This is a genomic window from Erwinia pyri, assembly GCF_030758455.1.
GTDB lineage: Bacteria > Pseudomonadota > Gammaproteobacteria > Enterobacterales > Enterobacteriaceae > Erwinia > Erwinia pyri.
In genome coordinates this window covers 3836785-3859241 of record NZ_CP132353.1, presented here as the reverse complement: position 1 = coordinate 3859241, position 22457 = coordinate 3836785, and the positions used below count along the sequence as shown (strand labels likewise).

Here is a 22457-nt window from a genome sequence, read left to right as displayed (position 1 = left end):
AGGAATCTATTCATTATGGCCGGGCTTACTACGCTTTTCCTGACGGCGTCAGGGCTCACGCTGACGCCGGCCTGTGATATGTTGCCGATGAGCTTTGCGCCAAACAGCGCGGGCTATATGCGGGAAGATGCGCCCGCTCCACCGCATGGCCCGATTACGGTTTGTCGGCTTGCGGAGCGGCCTCTTCGCTTGTCTCATCATCATCTTCTTTTACCGGATTATTAGCCGTCAGCAGGAAAGGCGACTGCTGCCAGCGGGTGCGGCGGTCGCGCAGCAGGGTCCGGCTCAGAATAATGCCGATAGCCAGCGCCAGCAGCATCATCAGCCGCAGGATATTGGTGGTGTTATCCACCTGCTTGGATTCCGTGACCAGCACGTGCGTATCCAGCGTCACGCGCAGAAAACCGCGAGGGCCCTCTGCGCTGTCCAGCGACTGCACCAGCTGATGGTTAAAGTAGCTGCCCGCACGCTGTCCATCCAGCGCCAGGCGGTCGCGCACGTTAATGGTTTCGCCGCTGTGGGCTAAAAGCGTGCCGTCATCGTCATAAACCGAGGCATCCAGAATACGGCTGTCGCGGGTCAGCTGACTGATGATATTGGCGATCTGCTGATGATTGTCGTCGCTGTTTTCCATCAGCGGCGTCAGGCTGAAAGCCACCTGGCGTGTGAGGGTTCGCGCCAGCTCATCCACCTGCTCAGAACGCGCCATCTGATGGCTGAGGCTGAACCAGGAGGCACCCTGCATCAGCACCACCAGTAAGGTGAGGCAGATCAGCACGATTGCCGTACGATGCAGACGAAATTTAAGTTTGGCCTTTGCCATCTTTATCCTTCACGCTTAACTAACTCCCCTGGCTCTTAGCTTTATGTTGCCAGAAGCGGGGCTGACAAGGTAGCCTCTTGCGTGGTTAATATGTCCCTACAGGAGCTGTAATGCCAAATAGTCTCACCTGGTGCGACCTGCCATCCGATGTCTCTCTCTGGCCGGGTTTACCTCTTTCTCTCAGTGGCGATGAAGTGATGCCGCTGGACTACCGCGCTGGCCGCACCGGCTGGCTTCTGTATGGACGCGAACTGACAAAAGAGAGCCTGACGCAGCTTCAGCATCAGTTAGGTGCGGCGATGGTGATTGTCAGCGCCTGGCGCGTTGAAGAGTATCACGTGGTGCGCCTGGCTGGCTCTCTCACGCCGCGGGCTATGCAACTGGCACACGAGGCTGGGTTAGATGTGGCGCCGCTGGGCAAAATCCCGCATCTGAAAACGCCAGGCCTGCTGGTAATGGATATGGACTCTACGGCGATTGAAGTTGAGTGCATTGATGAAATAGCCAAACTCGCTGGCTGCGGTGAGCAGGTAGCCGAGGTGACGGAGCGGGCAATGCGCGGAGAGCTGGATTTCGCCGCCAGCCTGCGGCAGCGTGTCGCCACGCTAAAAGACGCGGATGCCACTATTCTTACTACAGTGCGTGATGCGCTGCCGCTGATGCCTGGTCTGACTGAACTGGTGCACAAGCTGCAGGCGCTGGGCTGGCATGTGGCGATCGCTTCCGGTGGCTTTACCTTCTTTGCCGAGTACCTGCGGGATAAGCTGCACCTCTCTGCGATTGCCGCCAACGTGCTGGAAATTCGCGACGGTAAGCTGACGGGCGAAGTGCTGGGCGACATCGTCGATGCACAATATAAAGCGGACACGCTGCATAAGCTGGCAAAACGCTTTGAAATTGCAGCCGATCAAACCGTCGCCATTGGCGATGGCGCCAACGATTTACTGATGATTAAGGCTTCCAGTCTGGGCATTGCCTATCACGCCAAGCCGAAAGTGAATCAACAGACCGAAGTGATCATCCGCCATGCGGATTTAATGGGCGTGTTCTGCATTCTCAGCGGCAGCCTGATCCACGAAGAACGTTAAGGAACCAATTTGGCCAAAGCGGTAAAACGCGCCTTTGTTTGTAATGAATGCGGCGCCGATTATCCACGCTGGCAGGGGCAATGCAGCGCCTGTCACGCCTGGAACACCATTACGGAAGTGCGTTTAGCGGCTTCTCCTGCCGTGGCGCGTAACGAGCGCCTCTCTGGCTATGCGGGCAGCGCAGGCCCCAGCCGCGTGCAGAAACTTTCTGAAATCAGCCTCGAAGCGCTTCCGCGCTTTTCTACCGGCTTCAAAGAGTTTGACCGCGTGCTGGGCGGCGGCGTCGTGCCGGGCAGTGCCATCCTGATCGGGGGAAGTCCCGGTGCCGGGAAAAGTACCCTGCTGCTGCAAACCCTGTGCAAACTTGCCGAGGGCATGAAAACGCTCTATGTCACCGGAGAGGAGTCGCTTCAGCAGGTGGCGATGCGCGCGCACCGTCTGGGCCTGCCGACGGCAAATCTCAATATGCTGTCGGAAACCAGCATCGAGCAGATCTGTCAGATCGCCGAGCAGGAGGAGCCGAAGCTGATGGTGATCGACTCCATTCAGGTGATGCACATGGCCGATATCCAGTCATCGCCAGGCAGCGTGGCGCAGGTGCGCGAAACCGCTGCTTACCTGACCCGCTTTGCGAAAACCCGTGGCGTGGCGATCGTAATGGTCGGCCACGTAACCAAAGATGGCTCGCTGGCCGGGCCGAAAGTGCTTGAGCACTGTATCGACTGCTCCGTGTTGCTGGATGGCGATGCCGATTCCCGCTTCCGCACGCTGCGCAGCCATAAAAACCGCTTTGGTGCCGTGAATGAGCTGGGTGTCTTCGCGATGACGGAGCAGGGGCTGCGGGAAGTGAGCAATCCTTCTGCTATCTTCCTCAGCCGCGGCGAGGAGGTCACTTCGGGCAGCTCGGTGATGGTGCTGTGGGAGGGAACGCGTCCGCTGCTAGTGGAGATCCAGGCGCTGGTAGATCATTCGATGATGGGCAATCCGCGTCGCGTAGCGGTGGGGCTGGAGCAGAACCGTCTGGCGATCCTGCTGGCGGTGCTGCACCGTCACGGCGGCCTGCAGATGGCCGATCAGGATGTGTTTGTGAACGTCGTCGGCGGTGTCAAGGTAACGGAGACCAGTGCTGACCTGGCACTGATGCTGTCGATGGTCTCCAGCCTGCGCGATCGCCCTTTACCTCAGGATCTGGTGGTATTTGGCGAAGTGGGTCTGGCGGGCGAGATCCGCCCGGTGCCGAGCGGGCAGGAGCGAATTTCTGAAGCGGCGAAGCACGGCTTCCGTCGCGCCATCGTACCGGCTGCTAACGTGCCGAAAAAACCGCCGGAGAACATGAAGGTCTACGGCGTGAAGAAACTGGCCGATGCGCTGGCAATCCTGGAAGATCTTTAAGGGCTGTGGCCTGTTTTGACCGGCGTCTGGCCCGGCCAGACAGCGGGTTATTTAAGCGCATTTTCATCATAGTGGCGGACGCGGTTCCGCCCGTTATGCAGGAGGCATTTGATGTCGACGTTCGATTATCTGAAGAGCGCTATCCGCCAGCAGGGGTGTACGCTGCAGCAGGTTGCGGATGCCAGCGGCATGACCAAAGGCTATCTCAGCCAGCTCCTTAACGCCAAAATCAAAAGTCCCAGCGCACAGAAGCTGGAAGCCCTGCACCGTTTTCTGGGGCTGGAGTTTCCCCGCCGTGAAAAGACCATCGGCGTGGTATTCGGGAAATTCTATCCGCTGCATACCGGTCATATCTATCTGATCCAGCGCGCCTGTAGCCAGGTTGACGAGCTGCATATCGTGATGGGCTATGATGAGCCGCGCGATCGCCAGCTGTTTGAAGCCAGCGCCATGTCGCAGCAGCCCACCATCAGCGACCGCTTGCGCTGGCTGCTGCAGACATTTAAATACCAGAAGAACATCCGTATCCATTCGTTTAACGAAGAGGGCATGGAGCCCTATCCGCATGGCTGGGACGTCTGGAGCCGGGGCATCAACGATTTTATGGAAAATCACGGTATCGTGCCGAACCGGGTTTACACCAGTGAAGAGCTTGATGCACCGCAGTATCAGCAGCATCTGGGGATCGAGGCGGTGGTTATCGATCCCAAACGATCGTTTATGAGCATCAGCGGCGCGCAAATTCGTCAGGATCCGTTCCGCTACTGGGAATATATTCCCACCGAGGTCAAGCCGTTCTTTGTGCGTACGGTGGCAATTCTGGGCGGTGAGTCGAGCGGTAAATCCACTCTGGTCAACAAGTTAGCCAATATCTTTAATACGACCAGCGCCTGGGAGTTTGGCCGCGATTATGTTTTCTCGCATCTTGGCGGCGATGAGATGGCGTTGCAGTATTCCGACTACGACAAGATCGCGCTGGGTCAGGCACAGTACATCGATTTTGCGGTGAAGTACGCCAACAAAGTCGCTTTTATCGATACCGATTTCGTCACCACGCAGGCATTCTGCAAGAAATATGAGGGGCGTGAGCACCCGTTTGTGCAGGCGCTGATTGATGAGTATCGCTTTGATTTGGTGATTCTGGTGGAGAACAACGTGCCGTGGGTAGCTGACGGCCTGCGCAGCCTGGGCAGTTCGGTGGATCGCAAAGAGTTTCAGACGCTGCTGGTGTCGATGCTGGAAGAGAATAACATCAGCTATGTGCACGTTGAGCAGGATAGCTACGATGAACGCTTCCTGCGCTGCGTTGAGCTGGTTCAGGAGATGCTGGGCGCGAAGCAGGGGCATCCTGACGCATAGCGGTCCGATAGCCTGACGCCCGATAATAAAACGGCCCGCATCATCAATGCGGGCCGTTTGTTTTTCCGGCAGGTATTTTTATGCTGTCAGAGCTCTCCGGCCCATCAGCAGCGACAGCAACGTCGCCAGCTTTTCCAGCCTTTATGCCAGCGCCCGCAGTTCGTTAACGTTCCGCTGGCGAACAAACAGCGCCAGCAGCAGCATCCCGGTCAGCGCCAGCACGCTTGCCAGCAGGAAGGCGGAAGAATAGCCGCCGCCATACTGAATCAGAAAGCCGGTGATGCCGGGCGAAAGAATGCCCGCCAGGTTTGCCAGCAGATGCACAAATCCGCCCGCCGTACCGATGCGTTCGGCCGGCACGATATCCTGCAGCAGCGACCAGCAGGCCTGTGGCGTCATATAGGCGAACACGCTGGCCAGCGTAATCAGCGATACCGCCAGCGTAACGCTGCTGGCCCAAGCCGTCAGCATCACGCACACCGCCGCGACCGCCAGGCCGCAAAAAATCACCAGCTTGCGGGAAAGCAGAAAATTGCCGGTGCGCCGATAAAGCGCGTCCGAAATCACTCCGCCGCCGATAAAACCAATCGTCGCGCCCAGCCATGGCAGGATGCCGATCAGGCTCATGCTTTTAATATCCAGATGCTGGAAATCGGTCAGATAGCTTGGCAGCCAGGAGAGAAAGAAGAACTGAATGTAGTTAAAGCAGAAAAAGGCGGCGGCTACGCCCAGCACCGGCAGGGAGAGCACGTAGTGCCAGAGGCGGGTTGGCTGAGCCGCCCCCGCTTCGACGGCACGCGTGGCCGGGCGCTGAGCGGTAATCACGATACGTTCCTGCTCGCTGACGCGGGGATGCTGCTCCGGCCTGTCGCGAAACAGCCACAGCCAGAACGCCAGCCAGACAAAGCCGAGCGCGGCGATCACCACGAAGGAGACGCGCCAGCCGAACTGCAGCCCGACCAGACCGACAATTGGCGCAGCGACAGCGGCGCCAAGAGGCTGGCCGGCGTTGGTAAAGCCAACGGCGCGACCAACTTCCTTGCGGGGGAACCAGTTGGAGATCGACTTATTGGTGGTGGTGCCCATCGGGCCTTCGCCGATGCCAAACAGCACCCTGACAATCAGCAAGTGGACAAAGTTACCGGCGAGTGCCGTTGCGCCGCAGAACAGCGACCAGATGGCGGCCGCCCAGCCAAACACCTTGCGCGGCCCAAAGCGGTCGGCTGCCCAGCCGCCCAGGAAGCAAAACAGGCAGTAGCCAATAAAAAAGCAGCTGAACAGAATGCCCATCTGCGCATCGTTAATCTGCAGATCTGTTTTGACCAGCGGCGCCATCACCGACAGCGCGGCGCGATCGAGATAGTTCAGCATCCCGGCGAAGAACAGGAGCAGCGCTACAACGCTGCGATAGTTTTTAAACATGGGTAACGCCCTCCGGAGTGATTTTGATATGGCTGTGGGTATGAGCCTTCAGCACCTGTGCGTCGGGAACGAATCCCAGGCCCGGTGTGTCCGGCAGGCGGAGCGTGGGCGCAAAATCAAGCTGCGGATAAAGCAGCGGCGTGAAGCGGATCCATGGAACTTCCAGCCTGATGTCGGCAGGTAACGTGGCCACGAGGTGTGCCGTCGCCAGCAGGCCCGCGCCGTAGTAAAAACAGTGCGGTACCACTTTTACCCCGTGTAGCCTGGCGCGTTCAAAAACGCGCAGCGAAGCAGTAATGCCGCCTACCTTTGCCACGCTGGGCTGCACGATATCTACCGCCTGGCAGGCAAAAAACTGTTCGAAATCCCATTCGCCCGAAGCGTTTTCTCCGGCCGCAATCGGCGTTCCCGCGCGGCGTACTTCCGCCAGGCCAGCAATGTCATCTGGCGGCCAGACCGGCTCTTCCAGCCAGCCCAGCTTAAGCTCCGCCAGCTGCCGGGCGCGGTTGCCTGCTTCGTCAACCGTCCATGGGCAGTTGACGTCGACCATCAGCGTAGCCTCCTCCGGCAGCGCGGCTCGTGCAGCGGCGATGGCGGTATACTCGGTTTCGTGTAGTTTGAGCATATGAAAGCCCGCCTGCCAGGCACGCCTGACCTGCCATGCCACCTCTTCCGGCTGGTTGTTGTAGCTCACCAGGCTGGCATAGAGGCCAATTTGTTGACGTTCAGCTCCAAGCAGCTGCCACAAGGGTTTGGCGAGATGCTGACCCAGCAGATCCCACAGCGCGATATCCACCGCCGACAGGGCGTAACGCACCGGCCCGCCGCGGCCAAAAGCGTGCAGCGCCTGTTCCGCTTCCGCCATCAATGCGACCAGTGCTTCACGACTTTCCGGCACGTTTTTATTCAGAAAAAAAGGAACAACCAGGCTCTGCAACGCCTGAGCGGTCACAGGGTTACAGAGATGACCAAAGCCTTCTCCCCAGCCCTGCAGGCCGGTATCGGTTTCGATGCGCACCAGCAGCGTTTCCATCTTTTTTAGCGCGGGGGAGGCGGCGTTCCATGCCGTTTCATCCACCGTGATAGAGCGGCGATCGCTGGCAAAGGGAACGGCGAGGCGGATTACCTCAACATGACTGATTTTCATTCCATAAACCTCATAAAGTAGGGCAGTCAGCCGTTTGAAGTTATGGTTAAGGGTGCGTGCTGACTGGCGAGACAAGAGTAATGCCAAATCAGTATAAAAAGTGGAGCGGCGGGGAGCATCGTTCAGTCGCACAAGGATACCGGAGCGGGATGAGGGAAATTTTGGCATCTGGATAAGGGGCTGCGGGACGGGTCACAAAAACGCCTTACGAAGCGGCAGCGGCGCGGCCTTTATGGCTGGCCGCGGCTGCCTTTCTGCAATAGCAGAAAGCATATTCAGGAAAAATCAGTAGGTTAATTTTGCCTTATCCGGCGCCATGGATTTGAACAGCGGGAGGCGACGATCCAGCGCCTCACTGTAAAGCATGGTATCTACGCCTACGCCTACGCCTACGGCAACGGCAACAAAAGTGGCTCCCCATTCAAGACATCTTTTTGCCATGGCGGGATCCACAGCCAGGAAACCGGCGGCCTTACCCGCTGCGCAGATCTTGCGGATAGCCTGCTCAATAATCGCCTGCACGTCGGGGTGGCCAGCATTATCGGGATAGCCCAGCGACGCCGAGAGATCGGCCGGGCTAAGAAAATTGTGCATTTCCAGCAGCGCGCCGATCCGGCTGTGGAGCGATTCCAGCAGAGTGGACAAGTAAGAATAAAAACTGGAAGGTACTGCACAGATTTTTGGAAATTTAGTGCAATGGGTTGGACGGGAAACCTTCAGCGAGGCCATTGTCAGCTTAAGTAGGCACAGGATCGCATTAGAGAGGATGATTTAATGAGTAAGAAGCGAAGCAGCATCTTTGCTTAATGGTATGCCGATGTGAAGCGAACACAACGAATATTTATGTATGTTTGTACAGTTAGCCTGCCCTGGTATATTGAGGTTGTGACGAAGTAGAGTGACTATCGCTGGCTTCAGGGAGTGAACGCCACTGTGAGGTTGACGGCCAGACGTTTTATCCAGTCTTTGGAGATTGAGTAAAACGCTGGCCAAACCGAATCCGTTCCTTCGAGGGCATTTATTACTGCATCTGGCGCTCTGCCTGGCAGCCCGGATCCCTTTACGCCATAAGCAGATGCTGCAAGCTACGTAAGGTTTTTTCCCGGGAGATATGCCAAAGGATGCTTGAATAATCAGAAGCTCTGGGCTCTTCGCAGCAGGCAAAAGCTTCTGACAATATCAACGCCATCCTGGCGACGCACAGATCAGTAAACCATCACCACTTTCCCGCGCATATGGCCTTCCAGCACCAATTTATGGGCTTCTGTCAGGGTTTCCACGCTCAGCCCCTGCAGCGTTTTGTTCAGCGTGGTCGTGATTTTCCCTGCATCCAGCAGCTTCGCCGTGGCATCCAGAATCTCACCCTGACGGGCGATATCCGGCGTGTTAAACATGCTGCGGGTATACATAAGCTCGAAATGCAGCGCGGCGCTTTTCAGCTTCAGCTGATTCATTTCCAGCGGCTTCTCATTCTCTACGATGGTGCAGATATGCCCCTGCGGCGCAATCAATTTTGCCATCGCCTCCCAGTGACCATCGGTGTCATTCAGGCAGAAAATGTAATCGACCTGCTTCAGACCGTGCTTCTCCAGCTCGCCGACCATATCTTTATAATCGATCACCAGGTCCGCGCCGCGATCCTTACACCACTGTACGGAGTCTGGACGGGAAGCGGTGGCAATCACCTTCACTTTGCTGTGCAGTTTGGCAAACGGAATAGCCAGCGAGCCTACGCCGCCTGCGCCGCCAACGATCAGTAACGTTTTGCCTTCTTCCACCTTATCAAGCTGCAGGCGGTCAAACAGACCTTCCCAGGCCGTCAGCGCCGTCAGCGGGATGGCTGCCGCTTCCGCCCAGTTCAGTGAGGCAGGTTTGTGGCCGGTGATGCGGGCATCGATCAGCTGATGCGTGGTATTGCTGCCCGGACGGGTAAGATCACCCGCGTAATAGACTTCGTCGCCAGCCTTGAAGCCACTGACTTTGCTACCCACTTCCAGCACCACGCCGCTGGCATCCCAACCGAGAATCCGGGGCTGCTGCAAACCACTCTTTTGCGCGCCTTTATGGACTTTGGTATCCACTGGATTGACCGAAGCGGCTTTTACTTCAACCAACATATCGTATTCGCCCGGCGTCGGTTTTTCCGGCTGAATTTCAATAAACTGCTGCGGTTTTTCTGGATTGATAGCAATCGCTTTAATACTCATGGCGCATCTCCTTTAAGGTGTGATATTCAGTGTAGAAGCTAAGCGGACTCATGATAAGCCGTACAATAACTAACGAAGTGTTCGTTTCAGGTGAACAATTATGTTTAAACAGCTGCAGGATATGGCCCTGTTTGCGTTGGTGGCCGAATGCGGCAGTTTCACCGGGGCGGCAAAGCGTGCCGGATTACCGAAATCCAGCGTCAGCCAGCGCATCAGCCAGCTTGAGCAGGCGCTGGGTATTCGGCTGATCAACCGTACCACGCGTCAGCTCAATCTGACCTTTGCCGGCGAACGCTACCTGGTGCACTGTCAGGAGATGATGCAGGCCAGCGAACGTGCCAACATGGCTATACAACGCCTGCGGGATAACCCCAGCGGACGCCTGCGCATTACCTCGCCAGCGGGGATTGGCGCCACGCTACTGGCGCGCTTTAATGCTGCTTTTCAGCAGGAATATCCGGACGTCACGCTTGAAGTTTCCGTCTCGGATGAGGTCCGGGATCTGGTGCAGGAGGGCTACGATGTGGCGCTGCGTACCGGACAGCCGCAGGACTCATCGCTGATTGGGCGGCGCATCGGCTACTGCGAAAGGCTGCTGGTGGCCTCAAAAGGTTATCTGGATAAACATGAAGCGTTAACCCATCCGCAACAGCTTTCAACGCATCGCTGTATTGCTCATCGCGCCTGGAGCGAGTGGTTACTGAAGCGGGAAGAGGAGTATTACCGCTGGCTGCTGCCGCCCATCCATATGACCGACAACCTGGTCTATGCGCGCGAGTGCGCGTTGGGCGATGCAGGAATCACCCTGCTGCCGAGATTCCTTACCGAGGATATCGTGCCGGATGGGGGATTGGTGCAGGTGCTGCCAGAGTGGCAGGTCGAAGGCAACGAATTGTGGCTGGTCTACCCAAGTCGTAAGCTGAATTCGCCCGCGCTGGCGCGGTTTATCGACTTCGCGTTGCAGTCACCCATTTTTCGGGAGTTTTATCAATGATTTGCTGTTTTTATCATAAGTCATCTCTGATTGAGAGTTTACCCACTTAGCCGCGTGTTCACTATTGGCAGGTAAGATTAAAAACGCGTCAGGATGTGATTAGGGCGCTTAGGACGTCAGATTTTGACGTGGTGCGCACCATCAAAAATAGTATCAGTCTTGAACGGGTGAGGGCGCGTCAGAGCGGCTAACAAAGGCCCGCACTGGGGTAAAGGCGGGCGCGCCAGCCCGCCTTCAAGGTGACGAGGGTTAGACCCAATGCGCCAGGATCGACCGTTTACCGTGCTCGAACATTTTCTCCTGGATGATCTCTTTTTGTGATTCGGCGATCGTGGGTGCATAAATTGATGGCGACCACAGTGCCAGCGCACCGGGTTCGGCGACTACCGGATCGCCATTCATGGCAATGAACCTGCGTTCCAGCATTTCCTCTCCGTTGGCGGTCATCTCCTGCTGTTTTACCGTGACGGCCCCCTGCACGATACCGGTACCGACCAACTGGCGATTGACGGAGACCAGCGACAGTTCGCGGCTGGTCGTCAGGCCGAAATAAATCAGCCGGTAGAGGAAGTAACTGGCCCACATTTCTCGCTGTTGTAAGCCGCTTTCGCGCATAAACCATGCGCGGGAGTCATGCACATGATCGTCGAACAGCGCCATGATAAGTTTGCTGGTCGCATCAAAGGTTACCCAGCCCATTTTATCCCGGTAGAGCCGGGGAAAGAGGCGTTCTCCGTCACGCTTCATGGCTTCATATTCGGTTTTACGATCGCGGCTGCGCATCAGATAAACAGCGTGACCGGGAATTGTGTCGAGCACTACCTGTTGCCATGAATGCTGATCCCGATCCCAGCCGAAATAGTCAGCCTGAAACTCAGCAGCGGCTTCGCGGGACTGGCGTTGCTCGGTCCTGGGGGCGTAGTCGGGCAGTCCCTGCACCTCCTCCCCGCCTTTTTGCATCCGGGCGCGGCGGCGTATTTTCTGCTCGGCAAGCCGGGCATCCTGATTGGCCTTCAGCACCTTCGGGTCTTCGTCTTCACGGGTCTGGTGCAGATAAAAGGGCTGCGTAAGGTAGGTATTTTTACCGTAGCGGCCAATGCGCCATGCGGTCAGCCAGCCCATCTGCTCACGCACGAGGTGTTCAAGTCCCTGAACCAGCCTGATGGGTTGATAGTCGCCTACCTGCGTCGATGAGGGTTCCGGGGTTATGCCCAGCGTGGTGCGCCATGCGTTAAAGCGTACGATCAGCTCGTGAGTGAGCTTAAATTCTTCCTCAAATCCTGAAGGGAATGCCCGGAAATTGAGCAATTGGGTTAGTTGCTCAGGAATGTGCTCCGGCAGAATGGCGAGCGGAGCCCCGGCCTCAAAGCCTGCAGCGTACATGTCATGCAACGGGATCTGTGAGAGCAGCAGTCCGACGTCGTTGCAGGCTTTGCCCTGCTCGCCGGGCGGATAGCCGCCGCCGAGATCGGAGTGAACGCCGGGATAAATGACCTCGGTGGCGTATGTCGGGTAGCGGCCGTCTGCGCGGCGCACAGAGTCGAGCGGAAAGCACTGACGCTGCTCGTGGGCCGAGACCATATGTACGCAGCGTTTAACAAAGCCGGGAAAGGCGGCCTCGTCCGGCAGGTGCTGGGTATTGTCAGACCAGCCCTGATGGCCGTTAAAGCCCGGTACCAGATTGGGCAAGCCGACGGACGGCACGGTATCAATGATGCCCAGAAACTCGACGGTTACCGGCAGCCCCAGCAGGGTGATGACAGGTGGGTACTGCCCGTTCTCTTGCGGGGGAGAAAGCTGGGTAAGCCAGTTGACGAAGGTCCGGGCCTCGGCCGCGCCGCGTGAAAATCCGTAAATAAACAGTTTAATGCCAAGCAGCGTGGGCTTGTGGTACTGAACCTTCCTGGCCAGTGGCGACAGCAGCCGGTTAATGACGAGGCGGCGCGGCACCTCGCCGGTCACCGGCCAGTGAGCGGCCATGCCGATGATTTCTTTTTTTGCCACGTCATCATCGAGCTTGCCGCCGGTCAAGGTGTGAATTAGTGCATCGACCAGACGCAGTAGCGCCCAGTTGATGCGGTTTTCTCCCCCGAGCGCATGCGCCAGCCCCATGCTGTCATAGTCCGGTTCACCAATTTTGGGAAAGGGAGTGCCGACGCCAGGCATGTAGTAATTATAATAACCGCGTTCCCTGTCCTGCGTGGTGGCGTGGTAAAGCCTGGCGATATTGGTCGGGTGCGGCGGCCTGGCCGTTTTGGTGTCGTTCGCTTCGTTGTTGCCGGTGCCGTCAAAAAACAGGCTGATATGGAGACATTTGCTGCAGGTGTAGACGCCGCGTGACCCGGCCTCAACGCACTTCCGGGTATGGTAGTCGCGCTCCTCCTGCTTCAGGCGCCTGTAATTTTGCATCACGGCTTCGGGCGTCAGCTTTCGACGACCAGCTGACTCTACCGGAAACGGCGGTGGGGCACAGGCGGGCTGGGTTATGAGCGTGGGCACGTGGCAGGCTCCTTCATCTTTCTGGGGTATTTTATCAGGCTGTCAGGGTGTTGTGGACCATAGCAGGACTGGGTGACCTCTACCTGATTACAGGGCAGGAAGTGAACGGTGATACCGCAGGTGCCCTCAGGGCCGTACCGGGGAATATCCACGGTGCGGACAAAGTGCTGGTATCTTGCCACATGGCGGGCGTAGGCTTCGGGTTCGTATTCATGAAAACCGTTCTTTTTTCTAGGAATTATTTCATAAGGATTAGGATCTGCCTCCCACTCGACGCGTGCTTTGAGGCCCGGCGTCCATGTGCGGGAATAGGTAATACAGCACGCGCCGCCAGATTCGCCGTAGGCGTTCATACCGGGCGCACCGGCCCCATTGACGCGGAACCAGTTGATGGCTTTTGCGGTGTGGTTGTAAGCGTCGACGTCACCTGCCAGCGTGTCGTCGGGCCGCATGGCCTCACAGCCGGTAAGCGTCAGCGTGGCCAGCGCCAGAAGGAGTAGCGGACTTTTTCCCTGCATCATATTCTTCCTTGTATGATCAGTAAGGCACAATAATAGTGTGGTTTTACGGGTAAGGGAATGGCGATTATTTTTCAAGGATCTGAAATGTGATCCAGAAAATCCTTTTATTCGGCGAGTCTTCTCGTGCCCGGAAATGAAGCGCGCTCTTCCTGCATCAGGAGCCTGTAATTTTGCATCACGGCTTCGGGCGTCAGCTTTCGGCGGTCAGCAGATTCCAGTGGAAACGGCGGTGGGGCACAGGCGGGCTGGGTTATGAGCGTGGGCACGTGGCGGGCTCCTTCATCTTTCTGGGATATTTTATCAGGCTGTCGGGATGGTTGGGGCTATGGCAGGACTGGGTGACCTCCACCTGGTCGCAGGGCAGGAAGTGAACGGTGATACCGCAGGTGCCCTCAGGGCCGTACCGGGGAATATCCACGGTGCGGACAAAGTGCTGGTATTTTACTGCATGGCGCGCGTAGGCCTCGGGTTCGAACCCTGCGCCTTGTTTTACTCTGGGGATAATTTCATAAGGATTAGGATCTGCCTCCCACTCGACGCGTGCTTTGAGGCCCGGCGTCCATGTGCGGGAATAGGCAATACAGCACGCGCCGCCAGATTCGCCGTAGGCATTCATACCGGGCGCACCGGCCCCATTGACGCGGAACCAGTTGATGGCTTTTGCGGTGTGGTTGTAAGCGTCGACGTCACCTGCCAGCGTGTCGTCGGGCCGCATGGCCTCACAGCCGGTAAGCGTCAGCGTGGCCTGCGCCAGAAGGAGTAGCCGACTTTTTCCCTGCATCATATTCTTCCTTGTATGATCAGTAAGGCGCAATAATAGTGTGGTTTTACGGGTAAGGGAATGGCGATTGCTTTCAGGGATCTGAAAAGTGATCCGGAAGATCCTTTTATTCGGCGAGTCGTCTCGTACCCGGAAACGAAAAAACCCGCCGGGGCGGGTTGATCGCCGAATCAATAGTTAGGGTACTTTTGATTCGGATGGTAATTGGGTACACGAGACAGCAGAAACCCGAACTGTTTTTTCAGCGTAACTGCATTCAGGCCCTTACTTCACGGTCTCTCAAAGATCTATCTCGCATATACCTGTTACCAACGGCTACCGCCGTTTTTACACTATTTGGTCATGCGCTTGTACTTGATGCGTTTTGGCTCCAGCGCTTCGGCGCCCAGCGTACGCTTCTTGTACTCTTCATATTCGGTAAAGTTACCTTCGAAGAACTCGATATTGCCTTCATCCTGATAGTCGAGGATGTGGGTGGCGATACGGTCAAGGAACCAACGGTCATGCGAGATAACCATCGCACAGCCCGGGAACTCCAGCAGGGCGTTTTCCAGCGCTCGCAGGGTTTCGATATCCAGGTCGTTGGTAGGTTCATCCAGCAGCAGCATGTTGCCGCCAACCTGCAACAGCTTAGCCAGATGCAGACGGCCACGCTCGCCACCAGAAAGCTCGCCAACGCGCTTGCCCTGATCCACACCTTTAAAGTTGAAGCGGCCCACGTAGGCGCGGCTTGGCATCTCGGTGTTACCGATACGCATAATATCCTGGCCGCCGGAAACCTCTTCCCACACCGTTTTGCTGTTATCCATGCTGTCGCGGAACTGATCGACAGAGGCAAGCTTCACGGTATCGCCCAGCACGATGCTGCCGGAATCGGGCTCTTCCTGACCAGACATCATACGGAACAGCGTGGATTTACCGGCGCCGTTCGGACCGATAATCCCGACGATCGCGCCTTTCGGCACCGAGAAGGTCAGATCGTCAATCAGTAAGCGGTCGCCGTAAGACTTACGCAGGTTGCTGACTTCCACCACTTTATCGCCCAGACGTGCGCCTGGTGGAATAAACAGTTCGTTGGTTTCGTTACGCTTCTGGTAATCGGTATTGTTCAGCTCTTCAAAGCGTGCCAGACGGGCTTTGCCCTTAGACTGACGGCCTTTCGCACCCTGACGCACCCACTCCAGCTCTTTCTCAATGGATTTGCGGCGCGCGGCTTCGCTTGAGGCTTCCTGCGCCAGACGAGCATCTTTCTGCTCCAGCCAGGAAGAGTAGTTGCCTTCCCACGGAATGCCCTCGCCACGGTCCAGCTCCAGGATCCAGCCCGCTACGTTATCCAGGAAGTAACGGTCGTGGGTAATCGCCACCACGGTGCCTTCGAAGTCGTGCAGGAAGCGCTCCAGCCAGGCCACGGATTCTGCATCCAGGTGGTTGGTCGGTTCGTCCAGCAGCAGCATGTCCGGTTTTTCCAGCAGCAGGCGGCAGAGCGCAACGCGACGGCGTTCACCACCGGAGAGGTTAGCCACTTTGGCATCCCAGTCTGGCAGACGCAGCGCATCGGCAGCGCGTTCCAGTTGGGTATTAAGATTGTGGCCGTCATGAGCCTGGATAATCTCTTCCAGCCGGCCCTGTTCTGCGGCCAGCTTGTCGAAGTCCGCATCTTCTTCAGCGTAGAGCGCGTAGACTTCATCCAGACGCTTCAGCGCGCCAACCACTTCCGCCAGCGCTTCCTCAACGGATTCACGGACGGTGTGCTCCAGGTTCAGCTGCGGCTCCTGCGGCAGGTAACCGATTTTCAGGCCAGGCTGCGGACGCGCTTCCCCTTCGATATCTTTATCGATGCCCGCCATGATGCGCAGCAGGGTGGATTTACCTGCGCCATTCAGACCCAGCACGCCGATTTTGGCGCCCGGGAAAAAGCTCAGGGAGATGTTTTTCAGGATATGACGCTTCGGCGGGACGACTTTGCCGACGCGATGCATGCTATAGACGAATTGAGCCACGTAGGATGAGCCTCTTGGTGTCTGTGTGTTAATTGGGGCAGCGGGTGCCCACTCAGATAGCGAAGTTTAACTGGTTTCGGCAGGTAATCACAGCCATCCACCGCGGATTATGCCGATATCCGTCATACTTCCCGCCGCAAATTCGTTGCCTGCATGCGCGCCATTCTGCCGCTGACTTAAGTAAACTTTCGGGAGGTTGCCTGCTGGCTCTCTTTCTGCCGCGCGGATCCTTTTAATGATAAAAAGGATTTATCAGATAACTGTTTGATTTTCGAGCTGAGCAGATTATGCTGATTTTTTGCCTTATAAAGCAGGAGCATATCGATGAAAGTTCTGATAGCGGCGGAAGAGAACGCCTGGGGCGGGATGATTCAGCAGTGTCGTCAGCTGTTGCCCGACGTCGAGTTCACCGCTTCTGCAGGCCACGCCGCAGAAAGCCTGGCAGGCTATGATGTGCTGATCCCGGGGATGGCGAAGGTGACGCCGGAGCTGCTGAAAACCGCCGACAGGCTCAGGCTTATTCAGCAGGCCGGTGCCGGGCTGGAGGGCGTGGATATTGCCAGCGCAAAGGCACAAGGCGTGCAGGTGGCGAATGTCCCCTCAGACAGCTCCGGCAATGCCGACTCCGTTGCAGAACTCGGTATCTGGATGATGATTGGGCTGGCGCGCAAGGCCAGTGAACTGCCGGAGATGATCGCCACCCGTCAGCTCGGCCTGCCGGTAGGCATGGGGCTGACGGGAAAAACCGTCGGTCTGGTGGGACTGGGCGGCATCGGTAAGGCGCTGGCGAAGCGGCTGGTGCCGTTTGGCGTCCGTCTGATTGGCGTGAAAAGAACCGCCGACCAGAGTTTTGCCAAAGAGCATCAGCTGGACTGGCTGGGCAACATGGCGCATCTGCCCGCGCTGCTGAGCGAGGCGGATTTTGTGATCCTCAGCCTGCCGGATAACGACGCGACGCGGAATATCATTGATGAAACGGCGCTGGCCCAGATGAAGCAGGGCAGTTTCCTGATTAATCTGGGGCGCGGTGGGCTGATTGAAAAAGAGGCGCTGCTGGCCGCACTGGAAGTAGGGCACCTGGCGGGCGCCGGGCTGGATGTCTTCTGGCAGGAGCCGCCGGACCCGCAGGACTCACTGTTTCACTACAATGTGATCGCCACGCCACATATTGGCGGCGTCACGGATAACTCTTTGAGTGGCAACGTCGCAGGCGTTTGTGAAAATCTTCGCCGCCTGCGGGATGGTGAGGAGATCCTTAACCGCTGGGCCTGAAGCCTCTACTTCTGCGCGGTAATCAGCTCTATTCCCAGACTCTTCAGTTTGCTCGCCAGATCCTTCGGTGGCGTCTCGTCACTGACCAGCGTGCTGAAGGCGCTGAGTTCGTCAATACGGGCGGGCAGCACTTTGCCGAACTTGCTGCTGTCCGCCACCAGAATTTTGTGGCGGGCGCGCTGCATCGCCTGATGCTTCATCGGCAGCTCGTTCAGGTTGTAGCAGGTTGCGCCCTGAACGGCGTCAATCCCGGCGGCAGAGATAAACGCCTTGCCGGGACAGAGGCTGTCCATGACCGAGCCGTGCCCCAGCGGGGTAAAGATCGCATTGTCGGCATGGAACTCGCCGCCGTTAAGGATAACCTGACAAGCGGGTTTCTCTTTCAGCGCCAGAAAGGTATTCATTGCGCAGCAGATAGCGGTAAAAGCCAGCTCGTTGTCAATGGCATCGACAATCCACGGCATGGTAGTGCCGCAGTCGAAAAATACCGTGTCGCCAGACTCTATCAGCGAAGCTGCCAGCTGCCCCAGTCGCCGTTTTTTCTCGACGTTGTGCGCCTGCTGATCGGTGACAAAATAGTGTCCCTGACTGTTTTTAGGATCGCTGACAATGTAGCCCCCGAGTAACACCACCGCCGAAGGCTGTTCGTTGAGATCCCGCCGGATGGTCATCTCAGAGACACCCAGCAGACGCGCGGCTTCCCGCAGGTGGATTTTGTCGGTCCGCTTAAGTGCAGACGACAGCTTGTTTACGCGCTCATCGCGCCGGGTTTCCATGGTCAGTCACTCCTTTAAGAACGGTTAATATCCCTCGCCGGCGGGATGACTGCCGTTGACGATGGCGACGCCGGAACTGGTGCCAATGCGGGTGGCGCCCGCGTTGATCATGATATCCGCTGTCTGGCGATCGCGAACCGCGCCCGAGGCTTTCACCGCCACCTCCGGACCGGCTGTCTGCTGCATCAGACGAACGTGCTCTTCGCGCGCGCCGCCGGTGCTGAAGCCGGTGGAGGTTTTAACGAAGGCTACGCTGAGTGCGCGACAAATTTCACAGATTTGAACGATTTGCGCATCGCTGAGCAGGCAGGTCTCTAATATTACCTTCAATGGGATCGGGCCGCAAACCTCGCGCACCGCCTGAATATCGGCCTGCACAGCGGCAATCTCGCCACTCTGTAGCCAGCCGACGTTAATCACCATATCGATCTCTTCCGCCCCCGCCTCAATAGCCGCTTTCGCTTCAAACGCTTTAGCGCTGGTCAGCCCCGCGCCCAGCGGAAAACCGATTACGGAACAGACCTTCACACCGCTCTTCTCCAGCGTTTTTGCCACCAGCGGCACATAACCCGAGTTGACGCAAACGGCGTAGAAGCGATGGGCCATCGCCTCTTCACACAGGGCGATAATTTGCTGCGCGGTGGCATTTGCCGCCAGCAGCGTGTGGTCAATATAACGGGCATAGTCAACGTTTTGCACAGGGGAGTTCCTCAGCAGATCGGGTGTTTTGTTAAAATAATAACATTTCAGGCTGGCCGTCAATCTCTAATCATCACGCTGATAACACGATTTTCAGGCTGAGACGGGTGTCACAAAAATCACACAAGATGATTGTTATTGTTATTTCTACAACATTTAATGAAGAAAATTTACACGGGGAAAACGTCATGGATATTGCCGTCATTGGCTCAAATATGGTCGACCTGATCACCTATACCAACACCATGCCAAAAGCGGGTGAGACCTTAGAAGCGCCCGATTTCGCGCTGGGCTGCGGTGGCAAAGGCGCAAACCAGGCCGTTGCGGCGGCAAAGCTTGGCGCTGCGGTGATGATGGTCAGCAAGGTGGGCGAAGATCTCTTCGCGGAGAATACGGTTAAAAATCTACAGCAGTTTGGCGTGAACACTGACAACGTCACCGTGGCAGCAGGCACCTCAAGCGGGGTTGCGCCTATCTTTGTCGACGACCAGTCGCAAAACCGCATCCTGATTATCAAAGGAGCGAATGCACACCTTGCGCCAGCGGATATCGATGCCGCGGCTGAAGCGCTTAAGCGTTGTCGACTGATGGTGTTGCAGCTGGAAATTCCGCTGCCAACGGTCTATTACGCCATCGACTTTGCACGTCAGCACGGTATTCAGGTGATCCTTAATCCTGCGCCAGCAGTGGCGGGGCTTGATATTCAGTATGCCTGCCAGTGCGACTACTTCATGCCCAACGAAACCGAACTGGAGATCCTCACCGGCCTGCCCGTCGCTACGGATGAGGAGGTGATCAGGGCAGGGCAGATGTTGCTGGGACGCGGCCTGAAAAACCTGATCATTACCCTGGGAAGCCGGGGATCGGTCTGGATGCATGGCGATGAAGTCCACCGGGTTGGCCCAACGCCGGTCAGTGCTGTGGATACCAGCGGCGCCGGAGATGCCTTTATCGGCTGCTTCGCCCACTTCCTGATCCAGCATGGCGATGTGGCTAAGGCGATGGAGTCTGCCTCCGCCTATGCCGCCTGTAGCGTCACCGGACGGGGAACTCAGCTTTCCTATCCCGATGCCGATACCTTTCACCGTTTTCTCACCCGTTAACTGAGGATCCGCTATGCACCAGAGCATCGTTCAGCAGCCTGATGGCTATTTAAATAAGACCCCGCTGTTGCAGTTTATTCTGCTCTCCTGCCTGTTCCCGTTGTGGGGATGCGCAGCCAGCCTGAATGACATTTTGATTACCCAGTTCAAAAGCGTGTTTGCGCTCAGCGATTTCGCCAGCGCGCTGGTGCAGAGCGCCTTTTACGGCGGCTATTTCCTGATTGCGATCCCCGCCTCGCTGGTGATCCGCAGCAGCAGCTATAAGGTGGCGATCCTGCTGGGCCTGGCGCTCTATATTGTCGGGTGCGTCCTCTTCTATCCCGCTTCCCATATGGCAACTTACACCATGTTTCTGGCGGCTATCTTCGCCATCGCCATTGGCCTGAGCTTCCTCGAAACGGCGGCAAATACCTACAGCTCTATGATTGGGCAGCGGCAGCACGCTACGCTGCGCCTTAACGTCAGCCAGACCTTCTATCCTGTCGGGGCGCTGATGGGGATTGTGCTGGGCAAATATCTGGTGTTTCAGGATGGCGACAGCCTGCACAGCCAGATGGCGGGGATGAACCCGGAGCAGCTGCATCAGTTCCGTCTGAGCATGCTGGAGCACACGCTGGAGCCCTATAAATATCTGGTGATGGTGTTAGTGGTGGTGATGGTGCTGTTCCTGCTGACGCGTTACCCACACTGCAAGCCGCAGAGCGCCGGGAAAAAGCTGCCGAGCCTGGGAGAAACCTTCAGCTACCTGGCTAAGAACCGTCACTTTAAGCGTGGGATCGTCGCTCAGTTCCTCTATGTTGGCATGCAGGTTGCCGTCTGGTCTTTCACCATCCGTCTGGCGCTGAACCTGGGGGCGGCTAACGAGCGGCACGCTTCTAACTTTATGATCTACAGCTTTATCTGCTTCTTTATCGGAAAATTTGTCGCCAACTTCCTGATGACCCGTTTCCGTGCTGAAAAGGTGCTGATCGCCTATTCGGTAGTCGGGGTGATCACCCTGGCGTATGTGATGCTGGTGCCCAACTTCACCGCCGTGTATGCCGCCGTTTTCGTCAGCGTGCTGTTCGGGCCTTGCTGGGCGACCATCTACGCGGGAACGCTTTCCACCGTGGATAACAAATATACTGAGGTCGCCGGTGCCTTTATCGTGATGGCGATTGTGGGCGCGGCCTTTGTCCCGGCGCTGCAGGGGCTGGTCTCTGACCGTCTGGGCTCGATGCAGATGGCGTTCGGCGTCTCGTTACTCTGTTTTGCCTGGGTGGGATTCTATTTCTGGGGCGAACTGCGCCACAAAAAAGAGCCGGTTGCCACCAGCGGTCGTCTGGCTGAGGAGGCACGATGAAAACCACGCTGCCACTAAGTCCGGCGCTGTTTGGCGACACCCCGCGCACGCTGCTGGATAACGCCCATTTTAAGGTTGAACTGTTCCGTTATCCTTCCGGGATCGAAGCGGTACGGATGGTAAACAGCCGCGGCTACGTCATCGTGCTGCCCTTTTACGGCCAGATGGTCTGGGATGCGGCGTTTGACGGTCAGAGGCTGACCATGGGCAGCGGTTTTAAACAGCCGCTGCCCGGTAAGGATATTATCGATACTTATGGCTGCTTCGCGTTTCACTCCGGCCTGCTGGCTAACGGCTGCCCGGGAGCAGACGACGATCACCCGCTACACGGTGAAATGGCCTGTGCGCGCATGGACAGCGCCTGGCTGGTACTGGATGAAGAGAGCCTTGCCCTGCGGGGAGAAGCGGAATATATCAAAGGCTTCGGGCACCACTATCGCGCTTTGCCGGGCGTAACGCTGCTGGCGGAAAGACCCCGACTACTCATTGAAATGGCGGTGACCAATCTCTCAGGTGCGGCCATGCCGCTGCAGTATATGTGCCATATGAATTATGCCTATGTGGAGAATGGCACCTTCAGCCAGACGATCCCGGAGAGTGCGTTCCAGCTCCGCAGATCCATTCCGGGTCACGTCCATCCTACGCCGGGTTGGCTGGAATATACCCGTCAGCTGCAGGAGGATCCGCAGGCATTCGGCGGGCTGACGCGCCCGGAAATGTATGACCCGGAGATCGTCTTCTTTGCTGATAATCTGGCGCAGTATGGCCGACAGGCGACGTTTTCGCTGCACTCTCCCGACGGGTACGGTTTCAGCACCAGCTTCGATACGGCAGAGTTCAATTTCGCTACCCGCTGGATCCTGCACAACAGCGACCAGCAGGTTGCAGCCTTTGTGTTACCGGCAACCTGCCGTCCTGAAGGAGCCAGTGCGGCGGAAAAGGCGGGCACCCTGATTACCCTGGAGCCTGGCGAACAGCGCAGCTTCAGGGTGGAGACCGGGCTGGCTGAAGCGTAAAAGGCCGCCGGTAAGG

At 57.2% G+C, this 22457-nt stretch carries 18 protein-coding genes and 1 pseudogene; 8 read left to right on the top strand and 11 right to left on the bottom strand.

Translation table 11 applies throughout. The features are described 5' to 3' along the window. Positions 1-154: 154 nt before the first annotated feature. Entirely contained in the window at positions 155-823 is a 669-nt protein-coding gene (locus tag Q3V30_RS18225; protein ID WP_306208175.1) for a YtjB family periplasmic protein, read from the bottom strand. Between the two features lie 110 nt (positions 824-933). Between Q3V30_RS18225 and serB the strand changes: the two genes are divergently transcribed. The 3 genes from serB (at position 934) to nadR (ending at position 4662) form a co-directional block, all read left to right on the top strand. Beyond that, complete coding sequence (serB, locus tag Q3V30_RS18220; RefSeq protein WP_306208174.1) at positions 934-1911, top strand: phosphoserine phosphatase; 978 nt, start codon at positions 934-936, stop codon at positions 1909-1911. Between the two features lie 9 nt (positions 1912-1920). Further along, on the top strand, positions 1921-3303 hold the full coding sequence (radA, locus tag Q3V30_RS18215; RefSeq protein ID WP_306208172.1) for a DNA repair protein RadA: 1383 nt from the start codon (positions 1921-1923) through the stop codon (positions 3301-3303). Between the two features lie 111 nt (positions 3304-3414). Next, positions 3415-4662, top strand: a complete 1248-nt coding sequence (nadR, locus tag Q3V30_RS18210; RefSeq protein ID WP_306208170.1) for a multifunctional transcriptional regulator/nicotinamide-nucleotide adenylyltransferase/ribosylnicotinamide kinase NadR — start codon at positions 3415-3417, stop codon at positions 4660-4662. 141 nt (positions 4663-4803) lie between these two features. Here nadR and Q3V30_RS18205 read toward each other — a convergent pair whose 3' ends face one another. The 4 genes and pseudogenes from Q3V30_RS18205 to Q3V30_RS18190 all read right to left on the bottom strand — a co-directional run bounded on the left by Q3V30_RS18205 (position 4804) and on the right by Q3V30_RS18190 (position 9438). After that, a complete protein-coding gene (locus tag Q3V30_RS18205) occupies positions 4804-6084 on the bottom strand; it encodes an MFS transporter (protein ID WP_306208168.1) in 1281 nt (426 codons plus the stop codon). After that, positions 6077-7231, bottom strand: coding sequence for a mandelate racemase/muconate lactonizing enzyme family protein (locus Q3V30_RS18200; RefSeq protein WP_306208166.1), 1155 nt, complete (start codon positions 7229-7231; stop codon positions 6077-6079). Before Q3V30_RS18200 ends, Q3V30_RS18205 begins: the two co-directional genes overlap by 8 nt. Positions 7232-7516: 285 nt before the next feature. Continuing rightward, positions 7517-7816 (bottom strand): annotated as a pseudogene (locus Q3V30_RS18195) (aldolase/citrate lyase family protein); the annotation flags it as partial. A gap of 620 nt (positions 7817-8436) precedes the next feature. Next, positions 8437-9438, bottom strand: coding sequence for a zinc-binding alcohol dehydrogenase family protein (locus Q3V30_RS18190; RefSeq protein ID WP_306208164.1), 1002 nt, complete (start codon positions 9436-9438; stop codon positions 8437-8439). A gap of 97 nt (positions 9439-9535) precedes the next feature. On the opposite strand from Q3V30_RS18190, the gene Q3V30_RS18185 reads away from it, so the two are divergent. Continuing rightward, positions 9536-10432: a LysR family transcriptional regulator gene (locus Q3V30_RS18185; RefSeq protein WP_306213245.1), complete on the top strand. Its 897-nt coding sequence runs from the start codon at positions 9536-9538 to the stop codon at positions 10430-10432. A gap of 249 nt (positions 10433-10681) precedes the next feature. Here Q3V30_RS18185 and Q3V30_RS18180 read toward each other — a convergent pair whose 3' ends face one another. From Q3V30_RS18180 to ettA, 4 genes are all read right to left on the bottom strand, one after another. Further along, the gene (locus tag Q3V30_RS18180; RefSeq protein ID WP_306208162.1) at positions 10682-12841 is read right to left on the bottom strand and encodes a T6SS phospholipase effector Tle1-like catalytic domain-containing protein; all 2160 of its coding nucleotides are present in this window, start codon (positions 12839-12841) and stop codon (positions 10682-10684) included. Positions 12842-12915: 74 nt separating this feature from the next. Further along, complete coding sequence (gene tli1a, locus Q3V30_RS18175; RefSeq protein WP_306208160.1) at positions 12916-13452, bottom strand: Tli1a family immunity protein; 537 nt, start codon at positions 13450-13452, stop codon at positions 12916-12918. Positions 13453-13702: 250 nt separating this feature from the next. Next, positions 13703-14236, bottom strand: coding sequence for a Tli1a family immunity protein (gene tli1a / locus Q3V30_RS18170; protein ID WP_306208158.1), 534 nt, complete (start codon positions 14234-14236; stop codon positions 13703-13705). 329 nt (positions 14237-14565) lie between these two features. Then, complete coding sequence (gene ettA, locus Q3V30_RS18165) at positions 14566-16233, bottom strand: energy-dependent translational throttle protein EttA (protein ID WP_306208155.1); 1668 nt, start codon at positions 16231-16233, stop codon at positions 14566-14568. A 324-nt stretch (positions 16234-16557) separates the two neighbouring features. On the opposite strand from ettA, the gene Q3V30_RS18160 reads away from it, so the two are divergent. Further along, positions 16558-17505: a 2-hydroxyacid dehydrogenase gene (locus Q3V30_RS18160; RefSeq protein ID WP_306208153.1), complete on the top strand. Its 948-nt coding sequence runs from the start codon at positions 16558-16560 to the stop codon at positions 17503-17505. Positions 17506-17510: 5 nt separating this feature from the next. Here the strand turns inward: Q3V30_RS18160 and deoR are convergent, their stop codons facing one another. Together deoR and deoC are read right to left on the bottom strand one after the other, a co-directional pair. Beyond that, positions 17511-18281 carry a DNA-binding transcriptional repressor DeoR gene (gene deoR / locus Q3V30_RS18155; RefSeq protein WP_306208151.1) on the bottom strand — a complete coding sequence of 257 codons (771 nt, stop codon included), beginning with the start codon at positions 18279-18281 and terminating at the stop codon, positions 17511-17513. A gap of 24 nt (positions 18282-18305) precedes the next feature. Beyond that, entirely contained in the window at positions 18306-18980 is a 675-nt protein-coding gene (gene deoC / locus Q3V30_RS18150; RefSeq protein ID WP_306208149.1) for a deoxyribose-phosphate aldolase, read from the bottom strand. A 188-nt stretch (positions 18981-19168) separates the two neighbouring features. Here deoC and rbsK point away from each other — a divergent pair, with 188 nt between their 5' ends. The 3 genes from rbsK to Q3V30_RS18135 are packed head-to-tail and all read left to right on the top strand — an operon-like array spanning position 19169 to position 22441. Continuing rightward, entirely contained in the window at positions 19169-20083 is a 915-nt protein-coding gene (gene rbsK, locus Q3V30_RS18145) for a ribokinase (RefSeq protein ID WP_306208147.1), read from the top strand. 13 nt (positions 20084-20096) lie between these two features. Next, positions 20097-21425: an L-fucose:H+ symporter permease gene (gene fucP / locus Q3V30_RS18140; protein ID WP_306208145.1), complete on the top strand. Its 1329-nt coding sequence runs from the start codon at positions 20097-20099 to the stop codon at positions 21423-21425. Then, positions 21422-22441, top strand: a complete 1020-nt coding sequence (locus Q3V30_RS18135; protein ID WP_306208142.1) for an aldose 1-epimerase family protein — start codon at positions 21422-21424, stop codon at positions 22439-22441. The genes fucP and Q3V30_RS18135 overlap by 4 nt, the downstream gene beginning before the upstream one ends. The last annotated feature ends 16 nt before the right edge of the window (positions 22442-22457 follow it).